This is a genomic window from Chryseobacterium sp. HNCC26DJ240 (assembly GCF_057180485.1).
The window spans coordinates 633,428-658,502 of record NZ_JBXUGK010000001.1 but is presented as its reverse complement, the minus strand read 5'-3'; the positions used below and the strand labels follow the sequence as shown (position 1 = coordinate 658,502).

Annotated in this window: 25 protein-coding genes; 10 read left to right on the top strand and 15 right to left on the bottom strand. The window is 35.3% G+C overall.

Annotated features, from left to right (window positions below):
• The first annotated feature begins 20 nt into the window (after nt 1–20).
• Together AC2A1G_RS02985 and AC2A1G_RS02980 are read left to right on the top strand one after the other, a co-directional pair.
• Entirely contained in the window at nt 21–1,307 is a 1,287-nt protein-coding gene (locus tag AC2A1G_RS02985; protein WP_484045466.1) for a DUF5074 domain-containing protein, read from the top strand.
• Between the two features lie 30 nt (nt 1,308–1,337).
• On the top strand, nt 1,338–2,348 hold the full coding sequence (locus AC2A1G_RS02980; protein ID WP_484045465.1) for a T9SS type A sorting domain-containing protein: 1,011 nt from the start codon (nt 1,338–1,340) through the stop codon (nt 2,346–2,348).
• A 373-nt stretch (nt 2,349–2,721) separates the two neighbouring features.
• Here AC2A1G_RS02980 and AC2A1G_RS02975 read toward each other — a convergent pair whose 3' ends face one another.
• Entirely contained in the window at nt 2,722–4,143 is a 1,422-nt protein-coding gene (locus AC2A1G_RS02975) for a CCA tRNA nucleotidyltransferase (RefSeq protein ID WP_484045464.1), read from the bottom strand.
• A gap of 133 nt (nt 4,144–4,276) precedes the next feature.
• On the opposite strand from AC2A1G_RS02975, the gene AC2A1G_RS02970 reads away from it, so the two are divergent.
• Nucleotides 4,277–5,251, top strand: a complete 975-nt coding sequence (locus tag AC2A1G_RS02970; protein ID WP_484045463.1) for a hypothetical protein — start codon at nt 4,277–4,279, stop codon at nt 5,249–5,251.
• Nucleotides 5,252–5,283: 32 nt separating this feature from the next.
• On the opposite strand, the gene AC2A1G_RS02965 is transcribed toward AC2A1G_RS02970, so the two are convergent.
• The 6 genes from AC2A1G_RS02965 to gldB all read right to left on the bottom strand — a co-directional run bounded on the left by AC2A1G_RS02965 (nt 5,284) and on the right by gldB (nt 9,667).
• Nucleotides 5,284–5,832, bottom strand: coding sequence for an L-threonylcarbamoyladenylate synthase (locus AC2A1G_RS02965; RefSeq protein ID WP_484045462.1), 549 nt, complete (start codon nt 5,830–5,832; stop codon nt 5,284–5,286).
• A 113-nt stretch (nt 5,833–5,945) separates the two neighbouring features.
• Nucleotides 5,946–6,449, bottom strand: coding sequence for a DinB family protein (locus AC2A1G_RS02960; protein ID WP_484045461.1), 504 nt, complete (start codon nt 6,447–6,449; stop codon nt 5,946–5,948).
• Nucleotides 6,450–6,532: 83 nt separating this feature from the next.
• On the bottom strand, nt 6,533–6,979 hold the full coding sequence (locus AC2A1G_RS02955) for a GNAT family N-acetyltransferase (protein WP_484045460.1): 447 nt from the start codon (nt 6,977–6,979) through the stop codon (nt 6,533–6,535).
• 60 nt (nt 6,980–7,039) lie between these two features.
• On the bottom strand, nt 7,040–8,179 hold the full coding sequence (locus AC2A1G_RS02950) for a cystathionine gamma-synthase (RefSeq protein WP_484045459.1): 1,140 nt from the start codon (nt 8,177–8,179) through the stop codon (nt 7,040–7,042).
• 85 nt (nt 8,180–8,264) lie between these two features.
• Nucleotides 8,265–8,591: a gliding motility protein GldC gene (gldC, locus tag AC2A1G_RS02945; RefSeq protein WP_056028746.1), complete on the bottom strand. Its 327-nt coding sequence runs from the start codon at nt 8,589–8,591 to the stop codon at nt 8,265–8,267.
• 89 nt (nt 8,592–8,680) lie between these two features.
• Nucleotides 8,681–9,667 carry a gliding motility lipoprotein GldB gene (gldB, locus tag AC2A1G_RS02940; protein WP_484045458.1) on the bottom strand — a complete coding sequence of 329 codons (987 nt, stop codon included), beginning with the start codon at nt 9,665–9,667 and terminating at the stop codon, nt 8,681–8,683.
• Nucleotides 9,668–9,710: 43 nt separating this feature from the next.
• Here gldB and AC2A1G_RS02935 point away from each other — a divergent pair, with 43 nt between their 5' ends.
• The 5 genes from AC2A1G_RS02935 to AC2A1G_RS02915 all read left to right on the top strand — a co-directional run bounded on the left by AC2A1G_RS02935 (nt 9,711) and on the right by AC2A1G_RS02915 (nt 12,596).
• Complete coding sequence (locus tag AC2A1G_RS02935) at nt 9,711–10,244, top strand: GNAT family N-acetyltransferase (RefSeq protein WP_484045457.1); 534 nt, start codon at nt 9,711–9,713, stop codon at nt 10,242–10,244.
• A 10-nt stretch (nt 10,245–10,254) separates the two neighbouring features.
• Entirely contained in the window at nt 10,255–11,046 is a 792-nt protein-coding gene (nadE, locus tag AC2A1G_RS02930) for an NAD(+) synthase (protein ID WP_484045456.1), read from the top strand.
• A 91-nt stretch (nt 11,047–11,137) separates the two neighbouring features.
• Entirely contained in the window at nt 11,138–11,620 is a 483-nt protein-coding gene (locus AC2A1G_RS02925) for a ribonuclease domain-containing protein (RefSeq protein WP_484045455.1), read from the top strand.
• A gap of 112 nt (nt 11,621–11,732) precedes the next feature.
• Nucleotides 11,733–12,218 carry a matrixin family metalloprotease gene (locus AC2A1G_RS02920; protein WP_484045454.1) on the top strand — a complete coding sequence of 162 codons (486 nt, stop codon included), beginning with the start codon at nt 11,733–11,735 and terminating at the stop codon, nt 12,216–12,218.
• Nucleotides 12,219–12,260: 42 nt separating this feature from the next.
• Entirely contained in the window at nt 12,261–12,596 is a 336-nt protein-coding gene (locus tag AC2A1G_RS02915; protein ID WP_484045453.1) for a barstar family protein, read from the top strand.
• 102 nt (nt 12,597–12,698) lie between these two features.
• On the opposite strand, the gene pafA is transcribed toward AC2A1G_RS02915, so the two are convergent.
• A complete protein-coding gene (gene pafA, locus AC2A1G_RS02910; RefSeq protein WP_484045452.1) occupies nt 12,699–14,345 on the bottom strand; it encodes an alkaline phosphatase PafA in 1,647 nt (548 codons plus the stop codon).
• A 320-nt stretch (nt 14,346–14,665) separates the two neighbouring features.
• Between pafA and AC2A1G_RS02905 the strand changes: the two genes are divergently transcribed.
• Nucleotides 14,666–14,980 (top strand): hypothetical protein, encoded by a 315-nt coding sequence (locus AC2A1G_RS02905; RefSeq protein WP_484045451.1) that lies wholly within the window; start codon nt 14,666–14,668, stop codon nt 14,978–14,980.
• A gap of 24 nt (nt 14,981–15,004) precedes the next feature.
• Here the strand turns inward: AC2A1G_RS02905 and AC2A1G_RS02900 are convergent, their stop codons facing one another.
• Nucleotides 15,005–15,379 (bottom strand): Fur family transcriptional regulator, encoded by a 375-nt coding sequence (locus AC2A1G_RS02900; RefSeq protein WP_484045450.1) that lies wholly within the window; start codon nt 15,377–15,379, stop codon nt 15,005–15,007.
• A 98-nt stretch (nt 15,380–15,477) separates the two neighbouring features.
• Between AC2A1G_RS02900 and AC2A1G_RS02895 the strand changes: the two genes are divergently transcribed.
• Entirely contained in the window at nt 15,478–16,383 is a 906-nt protein-coding gene (locus AC2A1G_RS02895) for an NAD(P)/FAD-dependent oxidoreductase (protein ID WP_484045449.1), read from the top strand.
• 119 nt (nt 16,384–16,502) lie between these two features.
• Here AC2A1G_RS02895 and AC2A1G_RS02890 read toward each other — a convergent pair whose 3' ends face one another.
• The 6 genes from AC2A1G_RS02890 to AC2A1G_RS02865 all read right to left on the bottom strand — a co-directional run bounded on the left by AC2A1G_RS02890 (nt 16,503) and on the right by AC2A1G_RS02865 (nt 25,003).
• Entirely contained in the window at nt 16,503–17,039 is a 537-nt protein-coding gene (locus tag AC2A1G_RS02890; RefSeq protein WP_484045448.1) for a hypothetical protein, read from the bottom strand.
• A gap of 105 nt (nt 17,040–17,144) precedes the next feature.
• Nucleotides 17,145–19,295 (bottom strand): hypothetical protein, encoded by a 2,151-nt coding sequence (locus AC2A1G_RS02885; RefSeq protein WP_484045447.1) that lies wholly within the window; start codon nt 19,293–19,295, stop codon nt 17,145–17,147.
• A gap of 911 nt (nt 19,296–20,206) precedes the next feature.
• Complete coding sequence (locus AC2A1G_RS02880; protein WP_484045446.1) at nt 20,207–21,073, bottom strand: helix-turn-helix domain-containing protein; 867 nt, start codon at nt 21,071–21,073, stop codon at nt 20,207–20,209.
• A 114-nt stretch (nt 21,074–21,187) separates the two neighbouring features.
• The gene (locus AC2A1G_RS02875) at nt 21,188–22,114 is read right to left on the bottom strand and encodes a malate dehydrogenase (RefSeq protein ID WP_484045445.1); all 927 of its coding nucleotides are present in this window, start codon (nt 22,112–22,114) and stop codon (nt 21,188–21,190) included.
• Nucleotides 22,115–22,223: 109 nt separating this feature from the next.
• On the bottom strand, nt 22,224–22,775 hold the full coding sequence (locus AC2A1G_RS02870) for a biliverdin-producing heme oxygenase (protein ID WP_484045444.1): 552 nt from the start codon (nt 22,773–22,775) through the stop codon (nt 22,224–22,226).
• Nucleotides 22,776–22,795: 20 nt separating this feature from the next.
• Nucleotides 22,796–25,003 carry an ATP-binding protein gene (locus AC2A1G_RS02865; protein ID WP_484045443.1) on the bottom strand — a complete coding sequence of 736 codons (2,208 nt, stop codon included), beginning with the start codon at nt 25,001–25,003 and terminating at the stop codon, nt 22,796–22,798.
• Between the last annotated feature and the right edge of the window lie 72 nt (nt 25,004–25,075).

The window sequence follows — 25,075 nt, the reverse complement described above, 5'->3', positions numbered from 1 at the left end:
TCAAAAATAATTCAAGAAAAATGAAACAATTTTACTCTAAAATCTTAAAGTTAAGCTTCGTCGTGGCAGGTTTTACACTGGTATCTGCACAATATTCTAACGGATATATTGTGTCTAGTGAAGGAAACTTTTTCGGAAACAATGCAGAAATTTCATATATCGATGTCAATAATAACGTCACCAATAATGTTTACAGCCTAGCTAATAACGGAGAGGCATTGGGAGATATCTTGCAGTCGATTTATTTTAATGGAGACAAGTCTTATCTGGTCGTAAATAATTCAAACAAAATAGTAGTTGCCAACAGAGCCAGTTTTGTAAAATCAGCCGTAATCACAACTAATGTAACACAGCCGAGATATACAACGATAGCCAACGGAAAAATCTACACCAGCAACTGGGGAACTCAAACGACTCAAGACGTTTCTGTACACGATGCTACCACTTTAGCATACATTACAAGCATTCCGTTGAGTCAGGATCCTGAAGAAATCATTACCGTCAACGGAAAAGTTTATGTCAACAAATCTTCATACCGGGCAGGGAACAGTATTGAGGTTATAGATCCCATAACCGACGCTATCGTAGCAACTATTACTTTAAGCAGTGGATTACAATCTATAGTAGCTGTTGGAAATGATATTTTTGCACTGTGTACAAGTTCTGCAGGTTCCACAGTTTATAAAATCAACACAACTACCAATACAGTTGCTGCAAGTATAAATAATATTTCAATAGTACCTCCCTCAGACTACGATGCTTTAAAATTTACTGCAGACGGTACAAAAATTTTCATTACCGGCGGTACCAATGTATATTCATTAAACACAGATTTAGCAACATTCAGCAGCACGCCCGCCTTCACAATCAATGCTGGAACAGGATATGGTAATTCTTATGGTTTTGCAGCCATCGACGGCAAAATTTTTCAGGCAAATGCCAATAATTTTACAGCAAACTCCACAGTAAATATTTATACCCAGGCAGGAACATTCTCAAATACCTTCACTGCTTTGGTGGGGAGCAACAACTTTTATAAAAATGTGTATACACCAGGAAATCTTTCTGTTTCTGATGCTACAAAATTCACAAACAATATTTCAATTTATCCAAATCCGGCATCAGACATTCTTTACGTAAAAAATGCTGAAGGCGCACAGTTTAAAATCGTAGACCTTTCAGGAAGAATTGTAAAATCAGGCGTTTACCAAAATGGAATTGTTGTTTCTGCATTAAACAAAGGAAATTACATTATTCAGATTTCAGGTAAGAACATTCAGACTACTGAGAAATTTATCATTAAATAATTGAATATAAATAGTTTAAACCAAATTAAAATGAAAAATATATTCATTGCAGCAGCGTTTCTCAGTGCTAATTTTCTGCTGGCTCAGACTTATCCTCCGCAGGCTAATGTGGCGGGAACAACGGCGATTCCGGCAAACAGTCCTTTATTTAAATCATGGGCTACGGGAACAACAGTTGTGAGAGGATTGCAGCAAATTAACGGTTCGCAGACATCTTATGCTTCTGCTGGAGATCCTGCCAATTCGATTGGCGCTTCTAACGGTTCAATTGTATGCCTTGGTGACGGAGGAACTGCGACGCTTACTTTTGGGAAACCAATTACCAACGATGCAGGATTTGATTTTGCTGTATTTGAAAACGGGTTTATGTCTAATCAAACCGGAAAAGCATTTTTAGAGCTTGCGTTTGTGGAAGTGAGTTCAGACGGTGTCAATTTTTTCCGTTTCCCTTCGCACAATCAGTATCCTTCAAATTATGTACAGAATGCGCCCGATATGGGCGGACCTGGTTATGCAACAATGGATGCGACCTACCTGAACAATTTTGCCGGGAAATATATTTCCGGATTCGGAACCCCTTTTGATATCAGCGATATTCCTGATAATCCGCTTTTGAATAAGGCTCAGATTACCCACGTGAAAATTATTGATGTAGTAGGAACTAATATTGAAGGTTACAGAACATTTGACAGTTTTGGAAATGTGGCAATCGACCCGTTCCCTACTCCGTTTGCTTCGTCTGGATTTGATTTGGATGCAGTAGGTGTGATTAATGAATACACCGCAGTTTTGGCAACTGCTGAAAACAAGAAAGCATCAGACAAAATCAATTTCTATCCTAATCCGGCAACAGATTTCATTAAAATCAATACCGATAAGGAAGTTTTTGTAAAAATCTACAGCATCACAGGAGCTATCGTAAAACAGGCAAAAACGGTTGACAGAGCGATGAACATTTCAGATTTAAAAAATGGAAATTACATCGTACAGTTTGAAACTGAAAAAGGCAAGCAGAACCTGAAACTTATTGTTTCAAAATAAGTTTTGTAAGCTTTTAAAATGATAAAACCTCTTTCAATTTGATTTGAAAGAGGTTTTTTATGACTTAATTTTAAAACTTTATTATTTGATAATTTTTTTTAGAATCAAGATTTCTAAACATCCAATTAGCCACCATGTAGGAAACCTGAAGTAAGTATATAAAAGTGTAAAACTATCAACAATTTCCTGATCTTTTGTTGCTTGATCAATTTCAAATCCTATTGAGAAGAAAGGAATAATAAATCCACAACACAAAATTACAGTCAGATGTAAAATCCAATTACGCTTTTTAATTATCTTATACTTCCAAACTCCAAAATTGAATAGTAAAATAATTGCTGAAATTACAAAATCAAATGTTCCGAAAAGCATTTTAGACAAGTGTTAATCCAAGCTTTTCCGCTTCAGCAATCACAAAATTTCTTGCTTGTTCGCTGTCGTTGCCAATTTCACCTTCCAAAATGGCTTCTTTTACTTTTTCTTTTAAAATCCCAATCTCTCTTCCCGGCTGTAAATTAAACATCACCATAATTTCTTCTCCGGAAATCGGTGGCTGGAAGTTTCTTACCTGGTCTTTTTCTTCAACCTCTTTGATTTTTACCGCAACATACTGGAAATTTTTCTTGAACCTTTCCTGTTTTCTTGAGTTTTTGGTTGTGATATCAGCTTTACAAAGCGTGAAAAGATCTTCCAAATCTTCGCCAGCATCAAACAAAAGCCTTCTCAATGCAGAATCTGAAGCATCATCGGTAACCAAAGCAATTGGGCGCGATGAAAGTTTGACCATCTTCTGAACATATTTCATATCGGCATTCAACGGTAATTTCAATTTTTGAAATAGTGTTTTTACCATTTTTGATCCTAAAAACTCGTGTCCATGGAAAGTCCAACCTGTTCCTTCTACAAATTTTTTGGTTGGAGCTTTTCCAATATCGTGAAGCAGTGCAGCCCAACGAAGCCAGAGATTTTCAGTATTTTCAGAAATATTATCTACCACTTCCAAAGTATGATAAAAATTATCTTTATGGGTTTGTCCTTCTACTTCTTCAACGCCTTTCAAGTCTATTAATTCAGGAATAATCAGTTTCATTAAACCAGTTTCTTCCATTAATCTCAAACCTACAGAAGGCTTTTCAGAAAGCATGATTTTATTAAATTCGACCATGATTCTTTCCATAGAAACAATTTTGATTCTTTCAGCTTCCTTTTTTATGGCTTCAAGAGAATTTTCTTCAATGGTAAAATTCAAAGTTGATGCAAAACGAACTGCTCTCATCATTCTCAACGGATCGTCTGAGTAGGTTTGTGCTGGTTCTAAAGGTGTTCTGAGAATTTCCTTCTGCAAATCACCGATTCCGTCAAAAGGATCAATCAATTCACCGAAATTATCTTTATTTAAAGAAATTGCCATCGCATTGACGGTAAAATCTCTTCTTTTCTGGTCGTCTTCAATGGTGCCGCCCTCCACTTCAGGTTTACGGCTGTCTTCAGTGTAGCTTTCTTTTCTTGCGCCAACAAATTCCAGTTCAAGGTCTTTGTATCGGATCATTGCCGTTCCGTAGGTTTTAAAAACAGACACTTTCATCTTTGGATCGATTTCTTTCCCTACATTTTGAGCCAGTTCAATGCCGCTCTGCTCGGTCACAAAATCAATATCGGTAGACGCTTTTCTTTTCATTAAAAGGTCGCGCACATAGCCACCTACTATATAAACAGATTGATTATTTGAAGCTGCAACTTCAGAAATGATTTTAAAAAGTTTGAGATTTTTATTTTGATTAAGATTGATTATCATTATTGTCAGAATATATCATTTTGGCTGTAACACCAAAATCTTTGCAAAGATAACAATTACATTAAACTTTTGCCCAATGTAAAAAGGTCTGCAAAATTTGATTAACTTTATGGTGAACTAATAACCCTTAACAATGAAAAAAATATTCTCCGTTTTATTTTTCTACGTATTTATCCTGAGCTTTTCACAGGCAAAAAATGTTTCTTACACAGATTTTATAGATTTTACCGATGCTTCCGGCACAAAGTACAGTGCTATGATTGTCACTGATGAGCACAATGATCAGGATCGAAGAGCTAATTCTACTGTAAGAATTCTCTACAATACTGATGGTAACGAGCATCTGATAGAATTTCATTCTGACTGCTATCTGGAAAAACTTTCAAACGGAAATACAAGAATTTCATTTATCCCCGTCAAAAACAGCAATGCGCAAATCATCAAAGGCAAAGATGTAAGCTACAGTCCAGATACATTTGTCTATGAAATTGAGTCGAAAACGAATAAAGTAATAGGAACACAATCTGATAAAAACAGTACTAAAACCAACGCAATTGTTTACCTAAACAGCTATATGGAGACTGAGGACAGGAAAGACGAAACAGACAAATTTTTCTTTAGAACAGAGGCCATGTACAGTCTTTTACAAAATTTTTATGATAAAAAACTACAGGACTCTGATAAGCCCTATTTTGATGCAGTAGGCTGGTTTGGAAGTGACGGAATAGCGTATCAGGCTTTTATCATATCAGTCTTGAAAAGTGGTGGCGAATTAAATTCTATAGTGAGAATTCGATACGAGAAAGAGGGCGTAATCAATATTGTGCAATATGATACTTTATCGGAAATTAAAATGAAAGGCGAGGATACCATTCAGATTTCTATTAAACCAAAAGATAAAACAGTGAAAAATATCAAAGGAAATTCAAGCTATAATCCAGACAGCTTTGTTTACACAATGGATGCAAATGATAAATTTATCAGCGGAAAACAATCTGACGAGAACTCATCGGCAGATTTATCTTACATACAAGTAAATGACAATGAGCAATTTGCACTGAAATTCTATTCAGAAAAAGATGAAATTTTCCAGAAATATTTCAAATAAGTCAACAAAAAAGCGCTTTAACAGCGCTTTTTTTATTCCCTTAAAACTTTAATTCTATTGTCGCCCCAGATTTTAATCACAGAAGAGCCCGAATATTGAGAAACTTTCTCTCTGTCTTCTTCCACTGCATAATCTACTAAATCAATCATTTCAGGAGAAATATCAGAAAATTTCAAAGGGCTTTTGTCACCACTGAAATTCGCAGATGTTGAAACCAATGGTTTATTTAATTTGGTAATCAGCTTTTTGCAGAAATCATTTTTTACCAAACGAATCCCGATACTTCCGTCTTCTGCCAATAATTCTTTAGGCAAACCTCTCGGATTTTCATAAACAATTGTGACTGGTTTTTCACTCAAATCGATAATTTCCCAAGCCATTTCCGGAACGTCTACCAAATCCTGCAGTCTCTTTTCAGATTCCACCAAAATAATCATGGATTTGTTTTTTTCACGTTTCTTGATCTCAAAAATCTTGTTGATAGCGTCTATGTTTGTGGCATCACAGCCGATTCCCCAGATGGTGTCTGTTGGGTACAATATTGTGCCGCCGGATTTTAGTATTTGTATGATGTTTTCCATAATTCAATGTAGCAATAAAATATTGTTGTTTGTCATTCCGTAGGAATCTCAGCAAAGTATAATAATGAAGTTTAGATTCCTACGGAATGACAAAAATTGTTTTGATTTTTTATTTACAATTCCGGCAAATACCTTTCCTCCACCACATTCAAATGATGAATATTATGACCAACTATCAATTTCCCAATTGTTTCAGCTGAGATTTGATTTCCATTGGCGGTTCCTATATTTTTTAATGTTGAAGAATTGGCTGTTTCCAATAATATTTGAGAAGATTTTCTTACGGATGTAAACTCTTCTAGTAATGAATTTAAACTTCTTTCATTCGCAAATGAATTTGCTGCGTACTTTTCTTCATCAAAACCCGGCAATTCATTTTGGTCACCACGCAAAAAAGCAGTAATTCGGTATTGAAAAACCCTTTCTGTATCTGACAAATGCAGTAGAACTTCTTTTAAAGTCCATTTACTTTCATCATAAGCAAAATACGATTGCTCTTCAGAAAGTTTCGAATAAATATCTAAAGTTTTAACAGCAGAATTTTGGAGCTCATCCATCCAGTTTTCAGATGGAATTAAGTCTAAATATCGCTGGATGTATTTTTGAAAATCAGTCATCTTTTTAAATTTAATAATGTATCAGTCTGGCAATGTAACAATTTTAAAAAATTGGTAAACTGTTACATTGATGTATTGTTACATTAATTATGGCTCCACTCGTAGAAATTTACTTCGTTGTAGATTTCAAAGCCACAACTTGGGTATAATTTATTTCCTATTTCGTTTGATTTTCCAGTTTCCAAGAGAATTCCTGCTGCGTCTGATGATTTCGCCAAGTCTTTTGCTTCTTCAATTAATTCTTTTGAAAAACTTTTTCCACGGAAATTTTCATTAACATACAGATCATTCAAAAGCCAATATCTTTTCATTCTTGTTGAAGAAAATAGTGGATACAACTGAACAAAACCAACCAGTTTTCCGTCACTTTCCACCACATAAATTTCAGAATCTTTACTTTCAATTCGTTCTTTCAAAAATTTATTTGCAGCAGGAATATCAGAATTTTTATGGTAAAAAACTCTGTATTGGTCAAACAATTCAGCTAATTGATTTAAATCGTTAATTGTAGCTTTTCTTGTATTTTTCATTTGAGATTTAATTTAAAAATAAACATCCGCTGTAAAAACGGATGCTTATGATTTATTATTTTAAGAAAACGCTCTCTCCAAATCTGCAATTAAATCTTCTGCATCTTCAATTCCAACGCTTAGACGAACCAAATCATCGGTAATGCCCAATTCTGCTCGTTTTTCTGCAGGAATGGAAGCGTGAGTCATCAACGCAGGATGATTGGCAAGAGATTCTACTCCACCCAAAGATTCAGCTAAAGTAAACACTTTTACTCTTTCCAAAAATCGGATAGCGTCTTCTTTTTTACCGGATTTGAAAGTGAAAGAAACCATTCCTCCAAAATCTTTCATCTGAGCTTTCGCCAATTCAAATTGTGGATGAGATTCCAACCCAGGATAAATTACCTGAGCAACTGCAGGATGAGATTCTAGGTATTTTGCTACAGCCATACCATTTTCAGAATGCCTTTGAACTCTTAATGCCAAAGTTTTAATTCCTCTTAAAACCAAGTAAGAATCGTGAGGCCCTAAAATTCCACCACTCGCAAATTGAATGAAGTGAAGTTTTTCTCCCAATTCAGCATCTTTTGCAATCAAAGCTCCAGCAATCACATCTGAGTGACCTCCTAAATATTTTGTCGCTGAGTGCATCACAATATCTGCTCCCAAATCGATGGGTCTTTGAAGATATGGTGTTGCAAAAGTATTATCCACTGCAACCAAGATATCTTTTCCTTTTGCAATTTCTACAACAGCTTTGATATCAACCAATTTCATTAAAGGGTTTGTTGGAGTTTCCACCCAGATTAATTTGGTTTTATCTGTAATTACGTCTGCAATTTTTGAAACATCATCGAAATTTACGAAAGTAAATTTCAACTGATATTTTTCAAAAAGTCTCGTAAACATTCTGTACGTTCCACCATACAAATCGTCTACTGCAATTACCTCATCACCCGGATTTAATAATTTTAAAACACAGTCAATCGCAGCCAGACCGGAACCGAAAGCCAAACCTCTCGCTCCGTTTTCGATGCTTGCCAAAGAGTCTTCCAAAGCCTGTCTCGTAGGATTCGCCGCTCTTGAATATTCATATCCCGAATGCACTCCCGGACTTTTCTGTGCGAAGGTTGATGTTAAAAAAACAGGAACATTTACAGAACCTGTTGCAGACTCGTGGTGTTGCCCGCCATGTATAACTTTTGTATTGAAATTCATTGTCTTATAATTTAACAATGTATCAATGTACCAGTTTACCAATGATTGTTACATTGTTAGTTTGGTATATTGTTACATTAATTGTTTACATTTTTATTGCCGATTTTATTGCAAACTCTTCTGCCATCTGCTCAATCCACTCTGCAACATCTTCTTCGCCTGTTGCTCTCTGGTAAGTATTTCCCATCGAAACGAAAATCTGATGCATAAACATTTTCATTTGGTCAACCGGCATTTCTTTTGTCCAAAGGTCGATTCTTAAAGCTTCTTTCGCTTTTTCGTCCCAAACAGAAATCATAAAAGCTTTCGTGTCCTGTTTGTTGATGCCGCCGTCTTCTGCGTTCCATGTGATGTTTTCGGGAACGTGATTTTCGTCCAGCTCTACATCTATTGTAATTTGAGTTTTTCTCATTTCTCTATTATTCTAATATTTATTTTTCTATCTAAATTATCCTGCTCATCTCCCAACTCCCTTCTTCCAACTTCCATCTCCCCACTTCCCTACTCCTCAAACTTCGGCTTGTACCCCGCTTCATTAAAAATCTGAGTTGCATCTTTTTTAATGAAATCAGTCAGTTTAGTATCAGGATTTTTACTGAAATAAGCTTTGCAAATCTGCCATCCCGTGAAAACTCCAATCATTGGCGAAGATTCGTTATCGATTTCCGTATAAAATTTTGAAAACGGTGCCGGATTGATGAATCTTTCCATCAAACGATGGTCGTCACCGAAAATCAGATTCCTTTCCACAAAATAATTGTAGACATTGGCTTCATTATTTTTTGCCCAGTCGTACTGTTCTTTTGTGTAATCCATTTTAAGATACTCCGGAGTTTCAGGTAAAAAAGCATCCTGAAGCATCATTACTTTTCCGCTGTAAAGTATTAAATCAACAAATTTCTGATGATCCGTTGAAAAAGGAACGATTTGTTCAGCAAAAATTCTCGATATTTTCGGAACGATATTATTCGGATTCATCGAGTTTTGAAAATAAAGTTCCAAACCTTTATAATTTGGATTTTTAAAACCCATAAATCCTGTAATGTCTACGAAAAGAAAATTCGTTTTTTCATCGTACAAAATCGGATCCTGAATCATCTGTAATGAAGATGAGAAAAGAAAGACTTTTGGAGTTTTAAACTTTGGAAAATAATATTTGATGTGAGAAAAAAGATCATTTAAATCTTTCTCAAGCTTCGCCTGATCAATTTTTGAAGCCGCTTCCTGATATAATTTAATTTCCTGAGGATCAGTACGTCTCTTTACAAAATCTTCATTCGGAACACTTCCCTGAAACCAGGGAAATTTCGTCTGAAACTGCTCCAGAGAAACTTTAGGATCAAAAAACTCTTTTGAAATATCTGTCATCGAAACTTTCTCAGCAGGTTGCGTGATTTCCACCTTCCACTGTGCTTCATTTTCTTTTTTACATGAATTTAAAGCTAAAACTAAAAGGCATGAAACTGCCGCAATTCTAAAAATCTTCATTATTTTTACATGAAATTTAAGTTTACAAAAATAAGTAAAATTAATGGCAAAAATATTCATTGAAACCGAAAGACTTATCCTAAGGGAAATAATTACTGAAGATGTGGAAGAATTTTTCGTAATGGACAGCAATCCTGAAGTTGTAAAATATGTCGGAATAAAACCTTTGACAGATATCAACCAGAGTGCAGCCATGATCGAAAGCATCCGAAATCAATATACAGAAAACGGAATCGGAAGATGGGCTGTCATTTTAAAAGAAAACGGAAAACTGATTGGCTGGAGCGGTTTAAAACTCATCAAAGAAATCAACAATCATCAGAATATTCACGATCTTGGTTACCGATTCACACCCGAATATTGGGGAAAAGGGTATGCTTCAGAATCTTCAGTTGCGGTTTTGAATTATGGTTTTAATGAAATGAAACTTGACACTATTTTTGCGTATGCCGATGTTGAAAACGGTGCCTCTACTCATGTTTTGAAGAAGCTGGGTTTTGAAGAAAAAGGAACGTTCATCGACGAAGGAGATAAATGCTTTTGGTTTGAACTTAAAAAAGAGAATTTTAAATATTAAAAAATAAATAATGCAGACACAAAAAGTAATTGATCATATTGTACAATGGCTGAAAGATTATGCCGTAAAATCTGGTGTTAAAGGTTATGTAATCGGAGTTTCCGGAGGTGTAGATTCCGGAGTGGTTTCTACTTTGGCAGCGATGACGGGTTTGAAAACTTTACTGATTGAAATGCCCATCCGTCAGAAAGAAGATCAGGTAAACCGTGCGTGGGAGCACATGAATGATTTAAAATCTAAATTCCCAAATGTTGAAGCAATGTCTGTGAATCTTACGCCCGCTTTTGAGGAACTGTACAAAACTTTTGATGTACACGATGATGAATTTCCAAACGAAAAACTCGCTTTTGCCAATACAAGATCACGTTTGAGAATGCTGACTTTATACTATTACGGACAAATCAACGGACTTTTGGTGTGCGGAACCGGAAATAAAGTGGAAGATTTCGGAATCGGTTTTTACACAAAATATGGCGACGGTGGGGTTGACATCTCTCCTATCGCAGATCTTTATAAAACAGAGGTTTATGCCTTGGCTAAAGCCTTAAATTTAGTTAAAAACATTCAGGAAGCGATCCCGACAGACGGACTTTGGGACGCGGAAAGAACCGACGAAATGCAGATTGGCGCAACCTATCCTGAGCTTGAAAAAATTCAGAAAGATTGGGGAACGAAAACAGAAGCCGATTACAGCGGAAGAGATCTGGAAGTATTTAAAATCTTCAGCAGAATGAATAAAGCTGCACAACATAAAATCAATCCGATTCCGGTGTGTAATATTCCGGAAGAGTGGAGAAATTAATAAATGTAGCAATTTAGCAATGTAACAGTTTACCAATTTAGAGGATTGTTACATTGCTAAATTGTTATATTGCTACATTAAATTATATTATATGAATCCTAAAATGCGCTCGCTTTTTTTTGCCTGCCTCGGGCTCCTTTTCGGGATGTCTGCGATGTATATTTATAATAATTTTATCGCAGCGAAAAAACCACAACCCAAGACTGAAAAGGTTTCAGAAGCATCGATTAATGAATCTGCTCAGCAATCTATTGATGCTCTGACTAATGAAAACACAGTTATTAATTATGTAAAAAAAAACCATAAGCTTCCGGATTATTATTTAACCAAAAACGAAGCAAAAAAGCAAGGTTGGAATCCTTCTAAGGGAAATCTGTGTGAAGTTTTGCCTGGAAAAGCCATTGGCGGAGATTACTTTGGAAACCGTGAAGGAAAACTGCCAAAAGGAGAAAAATATTTTGAAGCAGACGTGAATTACAGCTGTGGAAACCGAAATTCAGACCGAATTGTTTTTGCTAAAGACGGAGCCGTTTACTTAACGAAAAATCATTATGGAAGTTTTGAGAAGAAGTAGGTGGTTGCTTTTCGCATTAATCTTTTTATTAAACTGCTCTTGTAACGATAAAAAAAACGATATTTTACAGGGTAATAAAGAAGTTGTTATTTTGATTCAACCTTTCAAAGACATGAATTCGGAAACAACAAACATTGTTACAGATCAAATTAAAAAGATTTATCCGCACGTAAAAATTCTTGAATCCATCGATCTACCGAAAGAAGCTTATTTTAAAGACAGAAATAGGTACAGAGCGGATTCCATCATTAAATATTTAAGCCAAAACACGGAAAAGGGATTCGTAAAAATTGGCTTAACAACAAAAGACATTAGCACAACGAAGGGATCAGTAAAAGATTTCGGAGTGATGGGATTAGGATATCAACCTGGGAAATCATGTGTTGCCTCAAGCTTTAGATTAAATAAAAACAATAGGAACGAACAGTTTTTTAAAGTCGCAATCCACGAAATTGGGCACACACAAGGTCTTGACCATTGTACTGAAAAAACCTGTTTTATGAGAGATGCAGAGGGAAAAAACCCAACGGATGACGAGATTGATTTTTGCAAAAAGTGCAAGGATTTTCTTAAAACTAAAAATTGGAAGTTTAATTAATTTGATAACCGTAAATTTGCACTTTAGAATTTAAATTAAACTATGAATACAATATACATCGACTTTACAGACATCGGAGACTACGAAGATTTTTATACTCAGCTCAAAGAAAAAATAAAACTTCCGGAACATTTTGGGGATAATCTGGATGCACTATCTGATGTGATTTCCGGCGAGCTGGAAATGCCTTTGCACCTTGAATTCGTCAACATGAGCGTCGATCAGCTTGAGATTTTTGAAGATTTACTCACTACTTTAGAAGATATTGAAGACGGTGGTAATGAAGACGACGATTCTGAAGGATTTTCTTTTGCTTATTATTTGGAACAATACGAGGATGAGGAAGAAACTGATGCTGAGGATGAAAGCGCTGAATAATATTCATAAAATTTACTTTAGTATTTAAACCTTCAAGGTTTGTAAAAATAAAGAATCCCCGCAAAAGTGAATTTGCGGGGATTCTGTCTGTATTTAAATAAATTATTTTCCTAAAACTTCAGTCAAAGGTTGTCCAACGTTTCCGCTTGGGTTTTCAATTCTTAAAAACTGTGAGATGGTTGGAGCAATATCTGTCATAAAATGCGGCGCATTGCTTTCTCCCTGAGGCACTTTCCAGCCCATAAAGATCAATGGAATGTGAGCGTCATAAGAATTCCATACGCTGTGAGTGGTTCCTTTTTTAGCATAAGTCGGTAGCATTCCGTCATGAGAAACGATTTGAATATCACCGCTTCGTTGCCAATTATAACCATTGATCACTCTGGTTTTTATCGGCTCCGGAATCGGAGCGTTGGCAACATCTTTCAGATCAACTGCGTATAAAACCCGTGGATCTTTATTTAAATTTTCAATAATGCTTTTTTTGATGGCAACCTCATCCAGTTTTTTATCTTTGATGAGTTTGTGGTCAAGGTAAATCTGATAATTGTCTATACCTAAAATCAGTTTGCTTGCGGCATATTTTGATTCGAGTTCAGCTCCGAGGTTTTTCTCTAAACCATCGTCAAAAAATCCGGTCAGCATTTTATTTTCTTTCATGTAACCCTCTGCATGAGCGCCACCGTGATCTGCAGAAAGGAAAACAAGATATTCGCCCTTTCCTACTTTCTGGTCAAGCATTTTAAAGAAATTCGCCAGTTCAATATCCAGTCTCAGATAAGTATCTTCCACTTCAATCGCATTGGGTCCGTAAGCGTGACCCACGTAATCTGTGGAAGCCACATTGATGGCAAGAAAATCTGTAATCTGATCTTTGCCCAACTGATAACCGTCGATAGCAGCTTCAGCAAACTTCAAAGTATAGGTATTTCCGAAAGGTGTCGTTCTCAAAACGCCTTTATTCACAGCGTAGTCTTTTGCAAGATTGTTGTAAGGAAAGGTAGGCGTTATTGCTGTTCCTACAGGTTTTTCCCAAGGCACATCGTCTCTTGTACTTTCTGTATATTCTGTGATGGGCAATAAAGTATTCCATCCGTTGGCAACCAGTTTTTCGGCTAATTTTTGTTCATTAAATCTGTTTACCCATTCTGGTAGACTGCTCATGTAATAAGAACTTGTGACGAAATTTCCATTAGTTTCATCAAACCAAAAAGCGCCTGTCGGGTTATGACCGGCCGGTAAAATAGATGCTCTGTCTTTCAGTGAAACGCCGACCACTTTAGACTGAAAATTACTTGCAATCCTCAACTGATCTGTAATCGTTGTACTCCAGAGATTTTTTGGAGAATGTCCGCCAATCTTATCGTTCGTACCAATACCTTTTACTTCAGTATCTGTGGTACAGTAGACATTTTTTCCGGTTTCTCTGTCTGTCCAGTCATTTCCGGCAATCCCGTGAATCGAGGGAACTGAACCTGTATAAATAGTGGTATGACCAATGGCTGTAACCGTCGGAACATAAGGAATCATCACATTATTAAACGAAAAACCTTTGTTGAGCATTCTTTTAAACCCTTCTTCACCGTACTTATCATAAAAACGGTACAGATAATCCCACCTCATCTGATCTATCACCAGACCTACCACCAATTTTGGTCTTACCAACTCATTGGCTTTTTTATTTTTCTGAGCATTCATCGTGGCTACCGACAGAAGAGCAAGCGCGGCAACCGAAATTTTCTTAAACATTGTATATATCTTTTTGTGACGCAAATTTAATGGTTTAAAAGTTTTGGTGTGTGAAATTTTGATTAATTAATTTTACCCCTTATATGAAGACCCGCGAAATTAGAACATGCGAACCGACTATCATGAACAGTACAATACGCCCGTATTGGTCATACCAACATGAGCGTATTGTACCTCATAACACAGCCGTATTATGTATGTAAATAAAGCTTCCTTAAAGATATATGTTTAATAAGATTATTTTTAAGAGATTATTTCATACTTAAAACTCTTTCGTTAAATTTGAAACAATCCTTTTTCACACAAAAATCAACTCAGTTATGAAGTTTTTCAGACCATGTCTTTTATTCATTTCCGTCATATTATTTGGATGGCTTTTGATGAGCAATATCAACCTTATAAATGTTGCATCGTCATTAAATGAATCTGAAATCAATTCCCAGGTAGAAAAAGTTAACAGCTTTAAAGAAATTAATCAACTTAAAGAATTTGCAGTAGAAAAAATAAGTTACATTGAAGTAATCCGAAATCGGTTTTCTGAAAACGCATCTGTGAGAATTGGGATTCTTATTACGTTGGTTATTATTCAGATTGTGCTTTATACAACGAAACATCGCTTTTCACCAGTGAAATAATTTCAACTATAAAAAAATATTATCCTAGGCGCAATCTTTACAAACTCCGGCGAGAATACAATTTACACTTTCCACATAATACCCTTTTTCTAAGGAAAACTGAACTTCAATTGGCAGACATTCTATCGTTTCGCATTTTGTACATCTGAAATGAAAATGATGGTCTGCCAGTTTTTTTTCTTCACATTTGATGCAGACTGCAAAATATTGTTTTCCGTCTTCGGCAACAATTCTGTGGAGAACTCCGTCTTCGCAGAAACGGTTTAAGACACGGTAAACTGTAGCTCTATCCATATTTAACGCCACTTTCTTCATAATGGCTTCCTGGCTCATTGCTTTTTTTGAGCCTGCCAAAACATTCAAAACGGCATCTTTCGTAGGTGTACTTCTTCTGTTCATTCTTGTTAATGCGATTATGTTGCAATAATAAAAAATTATTCTAACTTTGGCAAATAATTCAAAGAGGAAATGATTCAATTAAACCCAAATCAAAAATTATGTTCAAGACAGAATATGAAGTAATCATCATCGGTGGAAGTTATTCAGGGCTTTCTGCAGCAATGGCATTAGGCAGATCTTTGAGAAAAACTTTGGTCATCGACAGCGGAAAACCATGTAATAGACAAACGCCTCATTCTCAAAATTTCCTGACTCAGGATGGAAAAACACCACAAGAAATTTCTGATTTAGCTAAAAATCAAGTTTTAGAATATGAAACTGTAGAATTTTTTAATGGAAAAGCCATTTCGGCTCTAAAAACAGATTCCGGTTTTGAAGTTACGACTGAAAATGGAGAGAAATTTAAGTCAAAAAAACTGATTGTTGCCACAGGAATTGTTGATGAGATTCCTAACATCAAAGGTTTTAAAGAAGCCTGGGGTATTTCACTTATTCATTGTCCGTATTGTCATGGATATGAATACAAAGGCAAAAAAACAGGAATTATTGCTAATGGTGACAGAGCTTTTCATATTACTTCTCTAGTAAAAAATTTGACTGAAGATGTTTCGATTCTTACGGGAGGAAGAGCCAATTTTAGTCCAGAACAATTAGAGAAACTCAATAATAATCAAATTGAAATTATTGAAACTGAAATTACAGAGCTGAAGCATGAAAATGGTTATGTGAAAAGTCTAGCTTTCAATGATGGAAGTGAAATTGAATTTGAGGCGGTTTATGGTGCGTTTCCATTTCAGCAACATTCTGGGATTCCGCAGATTTTGGGTTGTGAGTTTACGGAAATGGGACATATTAAAACTGATTTTATGCAGAAAACAAATATTCCCGGAGTTTTTGTCTGTGGTGACAATTCTTCACCAATGCGTTCGGTTGCCAATGCTGTAATGACTGGAAATGTTGCCGGAGCAATGGTGAATATGGAATTGGTGACGGATTGTTTTTAAACTTAATTTTAAAGAATGTAAAAAGTAATTAGTCTCTTTTTAAACTCAGATAATCATATTTATATTAAGAAAGGCTGCAGGAGACCCCGACAGCCTTTTACTTTAATTTGTATAAGGTTTTAAGCCTTCCAAAAAGACCAAACCGTTCCGTTGAAAATGGCTAAAGACTTTGTGGTAGTATCATAAACCATCATTCCCGGCGAAGGGTTGACAATGTTTCTTTCCGGACTGGCAACTTTTGGTAAAACCATTGCTTTGTTGCTGTCTTCCAAAACTAAAATCCCCGGTGTAGATGTTGGTGTACCAATGCTTACTTTTGCTGAACCACTTTCTGAGGCTGAGTTTTGTATTGTGATTCCGTTTACACCACTTACCGGATCCGTAGTTTTCCCTGTTGTGTCTATTGTAAGATCTTTCCAGCCGGTTGCGTATTTTACTTTTACCTTTAATGATGTAAGATCATAAACCATAGTTCCGTTCACTGCGGTAGTCATATCATCTGATTTGGTAACCCATGGGAGGATGACCCCTCTTTTTTCTGTATCTCCAAACTCAAGTGATACTGTAGAATTGGTTACATTTGCTTTACCAATCGCCACTTGAGCCTGCGCAGATAGTGTGCTCAGTATAATACTGAACGTTAATAAAATTCTCATTTTTTTTCTTTTTTTCTTTTTTCTTGAGTGTAATTTTGTGTGCTTAGATTCTTTGTACGTGTAATTCTGTGTACGGTTTATTTTTTATTTCGTATTAAAAATATTTTAGTAAAGATCTGGGCAGGTTTGATCTTTGAAGCATTTCCAGCCAGCTGCTGTACCGTTTGTATTGATTTGAAGACAATCCAGATCGACATTGTAAACCATCATCCCTTCTATTAAATCTGCAGCTGGTAAATTTCCAATCTGCTGAGTTGTAAGTCTGTTGGGTACAAAGCCTTTGGTTTTAGATTCCATCACCGTCCATGCTCCTCTTCTCACCATTGGCCAGTTACCATTTGTAGCGCCTGCTCTTTGCAGAGATGTAATTCCTGAGTTTGTGGGTAGTCCTTGACCTGTAATTACAGAGTTTTTGTAGCATCCACATCCGTCAATATTTTTATCTTGAGATACCCCTATTCCCTGTCCGGCATCACCGCCAATATCTGCAGCACCACCAGAATTTACAATCACAGGAATTCCGTTTGAATCAACAGTTCCCGTAATTCTTCCGATAGAATTTACCTGGGAGTAGATTACATTTTCATCACCTTCAATAGCATCAAAACAAGCATCGTTATCAGAGTTTAAATCTAATCTGTTTGGAGTTCCATCTGAATCTGTATCAAGATCTCCACAAAATGACTGCTGTACCACAAATGCCCAGATATTGGCAAAAAGCCGGTCTCCGTTTGAAGTGATATTAGCACCGTTGGTCACATTATTCCCACCCAAATTCGTAAGAATATCAACGTCTGCAATAATTAAATCATTATAAAGTCCGTCGATATACATTACGGCTCTGTTACTATTATCCACCGCCAATGGCTGGGGTGAGCAAACGGAATTGATGCTGTTGAAATAAGCCTGATATGTACCTGCCTGCTCAAATTGTGTGATTGTGCCAAAAGGCCCGTTAAAAATCGGTGAAGCACTTCCATAAGAAGTTGGTTTGTCAGGATTTACATTTCCTTGAGTAATCGTAGCTCCCCACGCTTTAGCCTGAATCTGTGTAACAACTACAAAATTTTGCAAAGCATCATCTGACCAATCTTTAATAGCGTTTAATTCGGCTGTTGATAAATAAGAATCCACCGAATTATCTATGCCTCCTAAAAATATTGCATTCAAATTTAAATTTTCAATAGATGTTTTGGTTATTGTTCCGGTCATTGGCACAAGCACAATGTTTGCTTTTACTGTTCCGTTGGCACCAAAATTGGCAGCAGTTAGCAGTTTTGTTCTGCCAGAATTATTCATATACTGACCATCAAAAGTATATCCGTTATCAGTATCAGTATCTCTGGCGTTAGGAATGTAGCCGATTCTTACTGTTTGACCATTCAGCACACAACTGTTTTCGTTAATATCCAGAATTCCGTCGTTGTCATCATCAAGATCACAAATATCCGCAATTCCATCTCCATCAGAATCAAGAGTGTAGTTTGATGGGCAGCTTACTGTAGTGGTATTATTAGGTGTGTTAGAAACTTTTTCTAAAGCGATATTATCAATAAAATAATCATTGTTAGCATCTTGTGCCAGATTATTTCTAAGAGAAATTTTAATTTGATTTCCCACACATGCAGAAGAAGTTGCAGGCATTCTGAAATAAAGTTCATAAGCATTTCCCCAGTTGCCGCCTGTATTTGCATTATTGACATAACCAGAACTTACTGTTCCTAAAACATTTCCTGTAACAACATCTTTTACATCAAGGCTGATCCACATTGGGCTGTTTACCAAATAAGCATAAAATGAAACTTTATAGGTTTGCCCCAATTCAACTGATGCATTTCTTTCATAGAAACTATTGAGTGTAGTTCCTGCGTTGACAACCATCACAGCACCCGTCGAAGTACCAGACATGTCCTTTACAACAGTAGTCTGCGGTGTTAAACCCAAAGCATCAACACCTGTAGCATTGTATGCTGCCGTCCAGAAATAATAATCAGTTGTACTCGGTCTTACCTGAGATTTTATATATCCCGGAGCAACTACAGCATAACGATTATTATTAATCATATAGACATCATAATTTGTATTTGAAGTGGCATTGTAAGGTGTACCAAAAGAAAAACTGCCTGACGGCATATAAGGTGAAGTTTGTCTTGTAGTCGCAGTTCCAAAGTCTTCAAAAAAGACTGTTTGGGCATTGTAATTTGCGCCAATCACCATAAAAACAAACAGATACAGTAATAAATTGATTTTATTCATAAGCATAGATTTTCTATGACGGTACTTTTGAGTACAGTCAGTTTTTTTGAGTTTAAAAAAAGCAGGATTTTGTCAAAAAGATATGCGTACAAAATTTCCCAAAAGGAAAAAATTGCATTCATATTAAAATAAAAATCACTGAATTGCCTTACAACAAGCCGAAGCATGTGCAGGATCAATCTCGAAATTTAATAGCTTAGTGTTTGGGAGCTGGTGATTAGATTATTAATCAGCAGGAATTGCTTAGCGCAGAATTTTTTTGAAGGTAGTGTAACATTTTTTTTCTTTTTTTTTTTAGTGTATCATCTATTGAAATACCTATTGTTACATGTGCTATTTGATTTTGTGTTAAGAAACCAAATAACAGTTAAGTTTAAAATACTCAGTAAAAATTACTTTAAATCACAGAAAGGAATTCTGATGTTTCTAAAGACAGATTGTTTCTATTATATTTTAAATAACAATAAGAATAATTTCATCAAAAGAGTGTGTTTTATTTCGAATGCAAATTTACTGTGACTACAATCATAACAGTTTGTAAAAAAAGATAAATTAATTGTAATTTTTTTTGTTGCAATTCTAAGTTTCAAAATGTATTTTTATTCAAAACAAGAAAAATTATAAAAAAAATAAACAAAATTTATATAATAGGATTATTTAAAAAATTAATCTATAGAATAAAATGAAAAAAATTCACAAAACACGAATCAATATAGGAAGAAAAAAAATTATCAAAAAATGTTAATTTTTCATTAACAAATTAACCAAATCTCTTAAACATAAGTAAATATGAAAATTGAAATTGAAAAATAAGTATCTGAAAAATTGAAATATCTTAAAAAGAACACCTTTACAAAACGAGAATTATAACAGCTGAAAAATAGAGTTAACAGTAAATTATTAATTAATAATCAAAACTGAACCATGGTTCCAGAATCACTCATTGCCTTTATTTCACTCGGATTTTTTCCGGTATTTTTCTTTATGAAATGAGTAAAATTTCCTTCATTGGAAAAACCTAATCTATAAGATATTTCAGATATCGTAAATCCACTGTATTTTAAAAGTTTATAGCATTCTGCGATTACTTTTTCGGTGATAATCTGCTTTGCTGTTTTACCGGTGACAAATTCTGTCATTTCTGTAAGCTTGCGCGATGTTACATGAAGTGCCTGTGCGTAATATGATACAATTTTATGTTCTTTAAAATCTTTCTGTAAAAGCACACGAAATCTATTTACGCATGACACATAATCAAGATTGTCTGTAATCTCAATTTGATGATCATCCGCAAACAACATAGCATCCAAAATCAAAGCTTTAACTGTATGGTGAGCCGCAGAAATATAGAGTGTTTCACTTTTATCTAAGAATTTCCCTAATCTATCAATAATAAATTTTCTTATAATTTCTTTACTAGGATTCATCGGAACTATAAAAACATCAGATTCGTAGTTGAAAAACAATGTTGAATTTAAAAACAGGGAATCGATAGAACTTTGTTCATAAAATGCCGCAGAAAATGCGATATTATAAATTTCTTTATTTTCAACATTTCTCAAAGAAACTTCTTTATGAGGCCCTGCAAACAACATACTGCTTTCTTTCACATAATGTGGTCTGCCTTGAATATTGATTTCAAAATCATCCATGGCTACGAGGATACAGAAATATTCCTGGGTATTGATATCCAGACTGCCGTTATTTCTTTCAACAATCCATTTTACAGTATTAATACTAAAACCTGTTTTCTTGAGCTCATCGGTAACATCGTACATAGGAGAAATACAATTACTTATTCTTAATAAATATAGTAAACATTTTCCGAATAAAGCAAAAAAAATCTACATACCCTTTGGATATGCAGATTATCTATGAATTCGTAATTCCAATTAGAATTTCAAATCTCCGTTTACTTCTCTTACGGCTTGTGCAGCTTCAGCAAACTTAGCTTTTTCTTCTTCAGTTAAAGTGATGTTTACAATCCTTTCAACACCGTTTTTCCCGATGATTGCAGGAACACCTAAACAGATATCGCTTTCGCCATATTCTCCGTCAAGCATTAATGAACAAGGAATCATTTTCTTCTGATCGCAAGCGATTGCCTGAACCATTACAGAAACTGCCGCACCCGGAGCATACCAAGCTGAAGTACCCAATAATTTAGTTAATGTAGCACCACCAACTTTAGTTTCTTCAATTACATATTTTTGTTTAGCATCATCCAGAAACTCCGTTACAGGAACTCCGTTTCTTGTTGCTTTGCTCAATAAAGGTAACATTCCAGTATCACTGTGAGCAGCGATTACCATACCGTCTACGTCTGAGATTGGAGCCTCAAGAGCTTCTGCCAATCTGTATTTGAATCTTGCAGAATCCAAAGCACCACCCATACCGATGATCTTGTGCTTAGGAAGACCTGAAGTTTTGTGTACCAAATAAGCCATAGTATCCATTGGGTTTGAAACCACGATGATGATTACTTCTGGAGAATTTTTTACTAAGTTTTCAGTAACTTCTTTTACGATTCCCGCATTGATACCGATTAATTCTTCTCTCGTCATTCCCGGTTTTCTTGGAATTCCGGAAGTGATTACTGCTACATGAGAACCTGCTGTTTTGCTGTAATCTCCTGTTGTACCAGTAATTTTTGTATCAAATCCGTTCAAAGATGCAGTCTGCATCAAGTCCATTGCTTTTCCTTCAGCAAAACCTTCTTTGATATCTACCAAAACTACCTCTGAACAGAAGTCTTTCATTGCGATGTATTCTGCACAACTTGCTCCTACAGCACCTGCACCTACTACGGTTACTTTCATAATATTACTTTTATTATTTATTTGTTAATTTAAATTTTTGCTTCCCAAATGTACAAATTCCCGAAAAATTGAGCAATCTTTCGGGAATTTTAATTATAATTTAAGAAAATTAATTAATATTTAATAGAAGCGTATACAGCTTTTTAGCTCCTGAAAGCACTTCGTCATAGCCTTCTTCCTTCACCTCAGTATCTAAAACTTCTTTGAAATTTTTCCACATTGAGCCGGTATTCTCTTTGTAACATCCGAAGAAATTGAAAGTAACATCCTCAAAACCTTCCGTTTTTGAAAGTTGTTTTGCAATTACGTTTCCACCTAAAGTAGAACCTTCAATCACATAAAGCATTCCTAAAGCTTCATTTTGATTGGAAATTTCCACTTTCTGTGAAGCCTGCTCTGCTTCTAATGAAAGACTTGATAAATCTTTTTCAATCACAGATAATTTTTTACGCTGATCGAGCTGAAGTTTATCTGAAAAGTTAAATGATAAACTTTCAATTATTTGATTTTCAGAATTTAAAAGCATTAAATAATTATTTCTGATGATTTTTTTATAATCATCAAAAGTAAAAGTTTTGTTGAAAATTTTGTCTGAATTGAATAATTTCTCAGCTGCATCGTGAAGGTCTGCCGTGTTTTGTTTTAGATATTCTGAAACCATTTTTTATTTTGCTAAAAGATTTATATTTCAGCAAATTTAGGTTTTTGAAACGTTAAAATAAAACAAGTTCCTCCATTATTGCTTTCATACTCCACTTTTCCGCCGAGTCTGTTCATTATTCTGTGAACAATAGATAATCCAACACCGTTTCCTTTGAATTTTTTGGCATTGTCCATCCTGTTGAAAATCTTAAACATTTTATGCTGCTCAGATTCCGGAATTCCGATACCGTTGTCTCTCACATGGTAAATAATATAATCGCCACTTTCTGAACCTTCAATTTCAATTAAAGGCTGTTCTTTATCAGAAGAATATTTAATCGCATTGTTGATGATATTCAGGAAAACCTGATGGAGCATGGTACGATCCGCAAGCACTTCCGGACATTCTTTTATAACTACAGTACTGTGCGGAGTATTGTAAGTCATTTTGGCATTTTCTGTGATTTTTTCTATGGTACTTTCAGTTTCGATTTTTTCTAGAAGAATCTCACTGTGTTTTGCACGGCTGAGCTGAAGAACATTCTGCATCATTTCTGCCATATTATCAATCTCACCAATGATAGACCTGATCTTCTTTTTATCTTTTTCATCTGCATTCACAAGGCTTTTGAGAAGCATCTGTGCATTCAGTTTCATTACTGTAAGCGGTGTTCCCAAATCGTGCGAAATTGTGTAAGAGAAACTATCCAGTTCTTCATTTACTTTTTTAAGCTGATCATTCAGCTTTTTGATCATGATATACTGTTTGTGAGAAGTTCCCAAAATCAGATCTCTGATCGACTTTACTGCAATATCGCTTTTAGAACTCCATCTTTTCGAGTTTCCTTTAATATTTTCTGTGAAAACCTGAAACGAGGTGCGTGGCGATACTGTTTTTCTGTCTATTCCGTTTTGAGAGAAAACTTCTATTTTCTTTTCGGGATTTCCTGCCCAATTGATATGTTCGTCAAATTCTTTTCTGAACCAGATTAAGATTTCATTTTTACTCCTTTCAACAAAGTAAATAATCACTCCTGCAGCTTTACTGTCAAGGCCCAGTTCATCTCCGTAATCCTTTAAAAAACTACTGCTGATAAAGATATTTTCCGAAGTATTATCGTACGCCCAATCAACAATTTTCTGAATTGTTTCACAAGTCGGAACTACCCCATCGGTAATTTTATCAGCATCTGAAATAACCACAAAACCATCGGCTTTAGGTAGATTTCTGAGCTCTCTTTTATTAGAAGCCAGACTTTCGAAAAGTGTATTGTATTTTAAAAATTCAGATTTCAGAAAAGACAATTTTACATCAAGATCCAAACGGTATTCCAGATCTTTTTTAGATTTAAAAGACGAAAACGCATTGGATGCCAAAACAGTAAATATACCAGCCTGCACACGGTCTTCGAGATCCACATGCTTCGCTTCCTTATTTTGGCAAGTCACCAATCCCCAAAGTTTATCATCTATAATAATTGAGATACTGAAACTGGATGCGGCACCGGAATTTTTAACATACTGCCCATGAATAGGCGACATTGCTCTTGCGCTGGCATATGTAAGGTTAACAGGTGTATCTATTTTGCTGATGATAGCTACAGGCTCTGCGTAAGCATTGCTGAATATTCTTTTTCTTTTTTTCAGGTAGAGTTCTCTTGCCTGTCTTGGGATGTCGTGCTCGGGATAATGCAGACCTGCATAACTTTCCAGAACGCCGTTATTGATTTCTGAAATCACTTTACCGGAACCATCATCCATAAATTTATAAACCATCATGCGGTCATAATTGATGATATTGGAAACCGTAGTAAGCAACTGATCCCAAATTCCCTGATCGTTGTCTATAATATAAAAGTTATCATATTTATTGGTAATTCTTTTGTGAGGATTGTCAACAACCTCTTCAAATTCCAAAAAAATATTAAAACCATTTCTAAAAAGTGAAAAATGGTATTTCTTTTGATCTATATTAATTTTATCAAAATAAGTTTCGTTTTCCCTTTTTGTATAATCATTTACATGTCTGTATATGTCAGACTCAGAAAGCAAACTGTGAATGACAGGGAAATCTGAAATTCTTTTACCTAAAAGTGCTTCAGCATTGGAGATATCGAAAATTTCACAGATGTTTTCACTGCAGAAATTAATCGTCTCAGATACTGAACAAACGCCAATAAGGTATCCAAAACTTTGTACATGCCCAGGTATGTGAATGGGCTCTTCGTGACATTCTACGAAATTCATAAGAAATATTAAATACCAAATATACTTATAATTGATCTCTTAAATTTATGATTGAGATACGATTTGTGAAAT

What these genes read in the sequence shown, in the direction of transcription:
- AC2A1G_RS02890 (WP_484045448.1), bottom strand. Translation starts at nt 17,039, where the DNA reads ATGAGAATTTTATTAACGTTCAGTATTATACTGAGCACACTATCTGCG.
- AC2A1G_RS02970 (WP_484045463.1), top strand. Translation starts at nt 4,277, where the DNA reads ATGAAAAAAATATTCTCCGTTTTATTTTTCTACGTATTTATCCTGAGC.
- AC2A1G_RS02895 (WP_484045449.1), top strand. Translation starts at nt 15,478, where the DNA reads ATGTTCAAGACAGAATATGAAGTAATCATCATCGGTGGAAGTTATTCA.
- AC2A1G_RS02870 (WP_484045444.1), bottom strand. Translation starts at nt 22,775, where the DNA reads ATGGTTTCAGAATATCTAAAACAAAACACGGCAGACCTTCACGATGCA.
- AC2A1G_RS02875 (WP_484045445.1), bottom strand. Translation starts at nt 22,114, where the DNA reads ATGAAAGTAACCGTAGTAGGTGCAGGTGCTGTAGGAGCAAGTTGTGCA.
- AC2A1G_RS02935 (WP_484045457.1), top strand. Translation starts at nt 9,711, where the DNA reads ATGGCAAAAATATTCATTGAAACCGAAAGACTTATCCTAAGGGAAATA.
- AC2A1G_RS02900 (WP_484045450.1), bottom strand. Translation starts at nt 15,379, where the DNA reads ATGAACAGAAGAAGTACACCTACGAAAGATGCCGTTTTGAATGTTTTG.
- AC2A1G_RS02955 (WP_484045460.1), bottom strand. Translation starts at nt 6,979, where the DNA reads ATGAAAAATACAAGAAAAGCTACAATTAACGATTTAAATCAATTAGCT.
- AC2A1G_RS02905 (WP_484045451.1), top strand. Translation starts at nt 14,666, where the DNA reads ATGAAGTTTTTCAGACCATGTCTTTTATTCATTTCCGTCATATTATTT.
- AC2A1G_RS02960 (WP_484045461.1), bottom strand. Translation starts at nt 6,449, where the DNA reads ATGACTGATTTTCAAAAATACATCCAGCGATATTTAGACTTAATTCCA.
- gldC (WP_056028746.1), bottom strand. Translation starts at nt 8,591, where the DNA reads ATGAGAAAAACTCAAATTACAATAGATGTAGAGCTGGACGAAAATCAC.
- AC2A1G_RS02920 (WP_484045454.1), top strand. Translation starts at nt 11,733, where the DNA reads ATGAATTCGGAAACAACAAACATTGTTACAGATCAAATTAAAAAGATT.
- AC2A1G_RS02865 (WP_484045443.1), bottom strand. Translation starts at nt 25,003, where the DNA reads ATGAATTTCGTAGAATGTCACGAAGAGCCCATTCACATACCTGGGCAT.
- pafA (WP_484045452.1), bottom strand. Translation starts at nt 14,345, where the DNA reads ATGTTTAAGAAAATTTCGGTTGCCGCGCTTGCTCTTCTGTCGGTAGCC.
- gldB (WP_484045458.1), bottom strand. Translation starts at nt 9,667, where the DNA reads ATGAAGATTTTTAGAATTGCGGCAGTTTCATGCCTTTTAGTTTTAGCT.
- AC2A1G_RS02915 (WP_484045453.1), top strand. Translation starts at nt 12,261, where the DNA reads ATGAATACAATATACATCGACTTTACAGACATCGGAGACTACGAAGAT.
- AC2A1G_RS02880 (WP_484045446.1), bottom strand. Translation starts at nt 21,073, where the DNA reads ATGTACGATGTTACCGATGAGCTCAAGAAAACAGGTTTTAGTATTAAT.
- AC2A1G_RS02975 (WP_484045464.1), bottom strand. Translation starts at nt 4,143, where the DNA reads ATGATAATCAATCTTAATCAAAATAAAAATCTCAAACTTTTTAAAATC.
- AC2A1G_RS02950 (WP_484045459.1), bottom strand. Translation starts at nt 8,179, where the DNA reads ATGAATTTCAATACAAAAGTTATACATGGCGGGCAACACCACGAGTCT.
- AC2A1G_RS02985 (WP_484045466.1), top strand. Translation starts at nt 21, where the DNA reads ATGAAACAATTTTACTCTAAAATCTTAAAGTTAAGCTTCGTCGTGGCA.
- AC2A1G_RS02980 (WP_484045465.1), top strand. Translation starts at nt 1,338, where the DNA reads ATGAAAAATATATTCATTGCAGCAGCGTTTCTCAGTGCTAATTTTCTG.
- AC2A1G_RS02885 (WP_484045447.1), bottom strand. Translation starts at nt 19,295, where the DNA reads ATGAATAAAATCAATTTATTACTGTATCTGTTTGTTTTTATGGTGATT.
- nadE (WP_484045456.1), top strand. Translation starts at nt 10,255, where the DNA reads ATGCAGACACAAAAAGTAATTGATCATATTGTACAATGGCTGAAAGAT.
- AC2A1G_RS02925 (WP_484045455.1), top strand. Translation starts at nt 11,138, where the DNA reads ATGAATCCTAAAATGCGCTCGCTTTTTTTTGCCTGCCTCGGGCTCCTT.
- AC2A1G_RS02965 (WP_484045462.1), bottom strand. Translation starts at nt 5,832, where the DNA reads ATGGAAAACATCATACAAATACTAAAATCCGGCGGCACAATATTGTAC.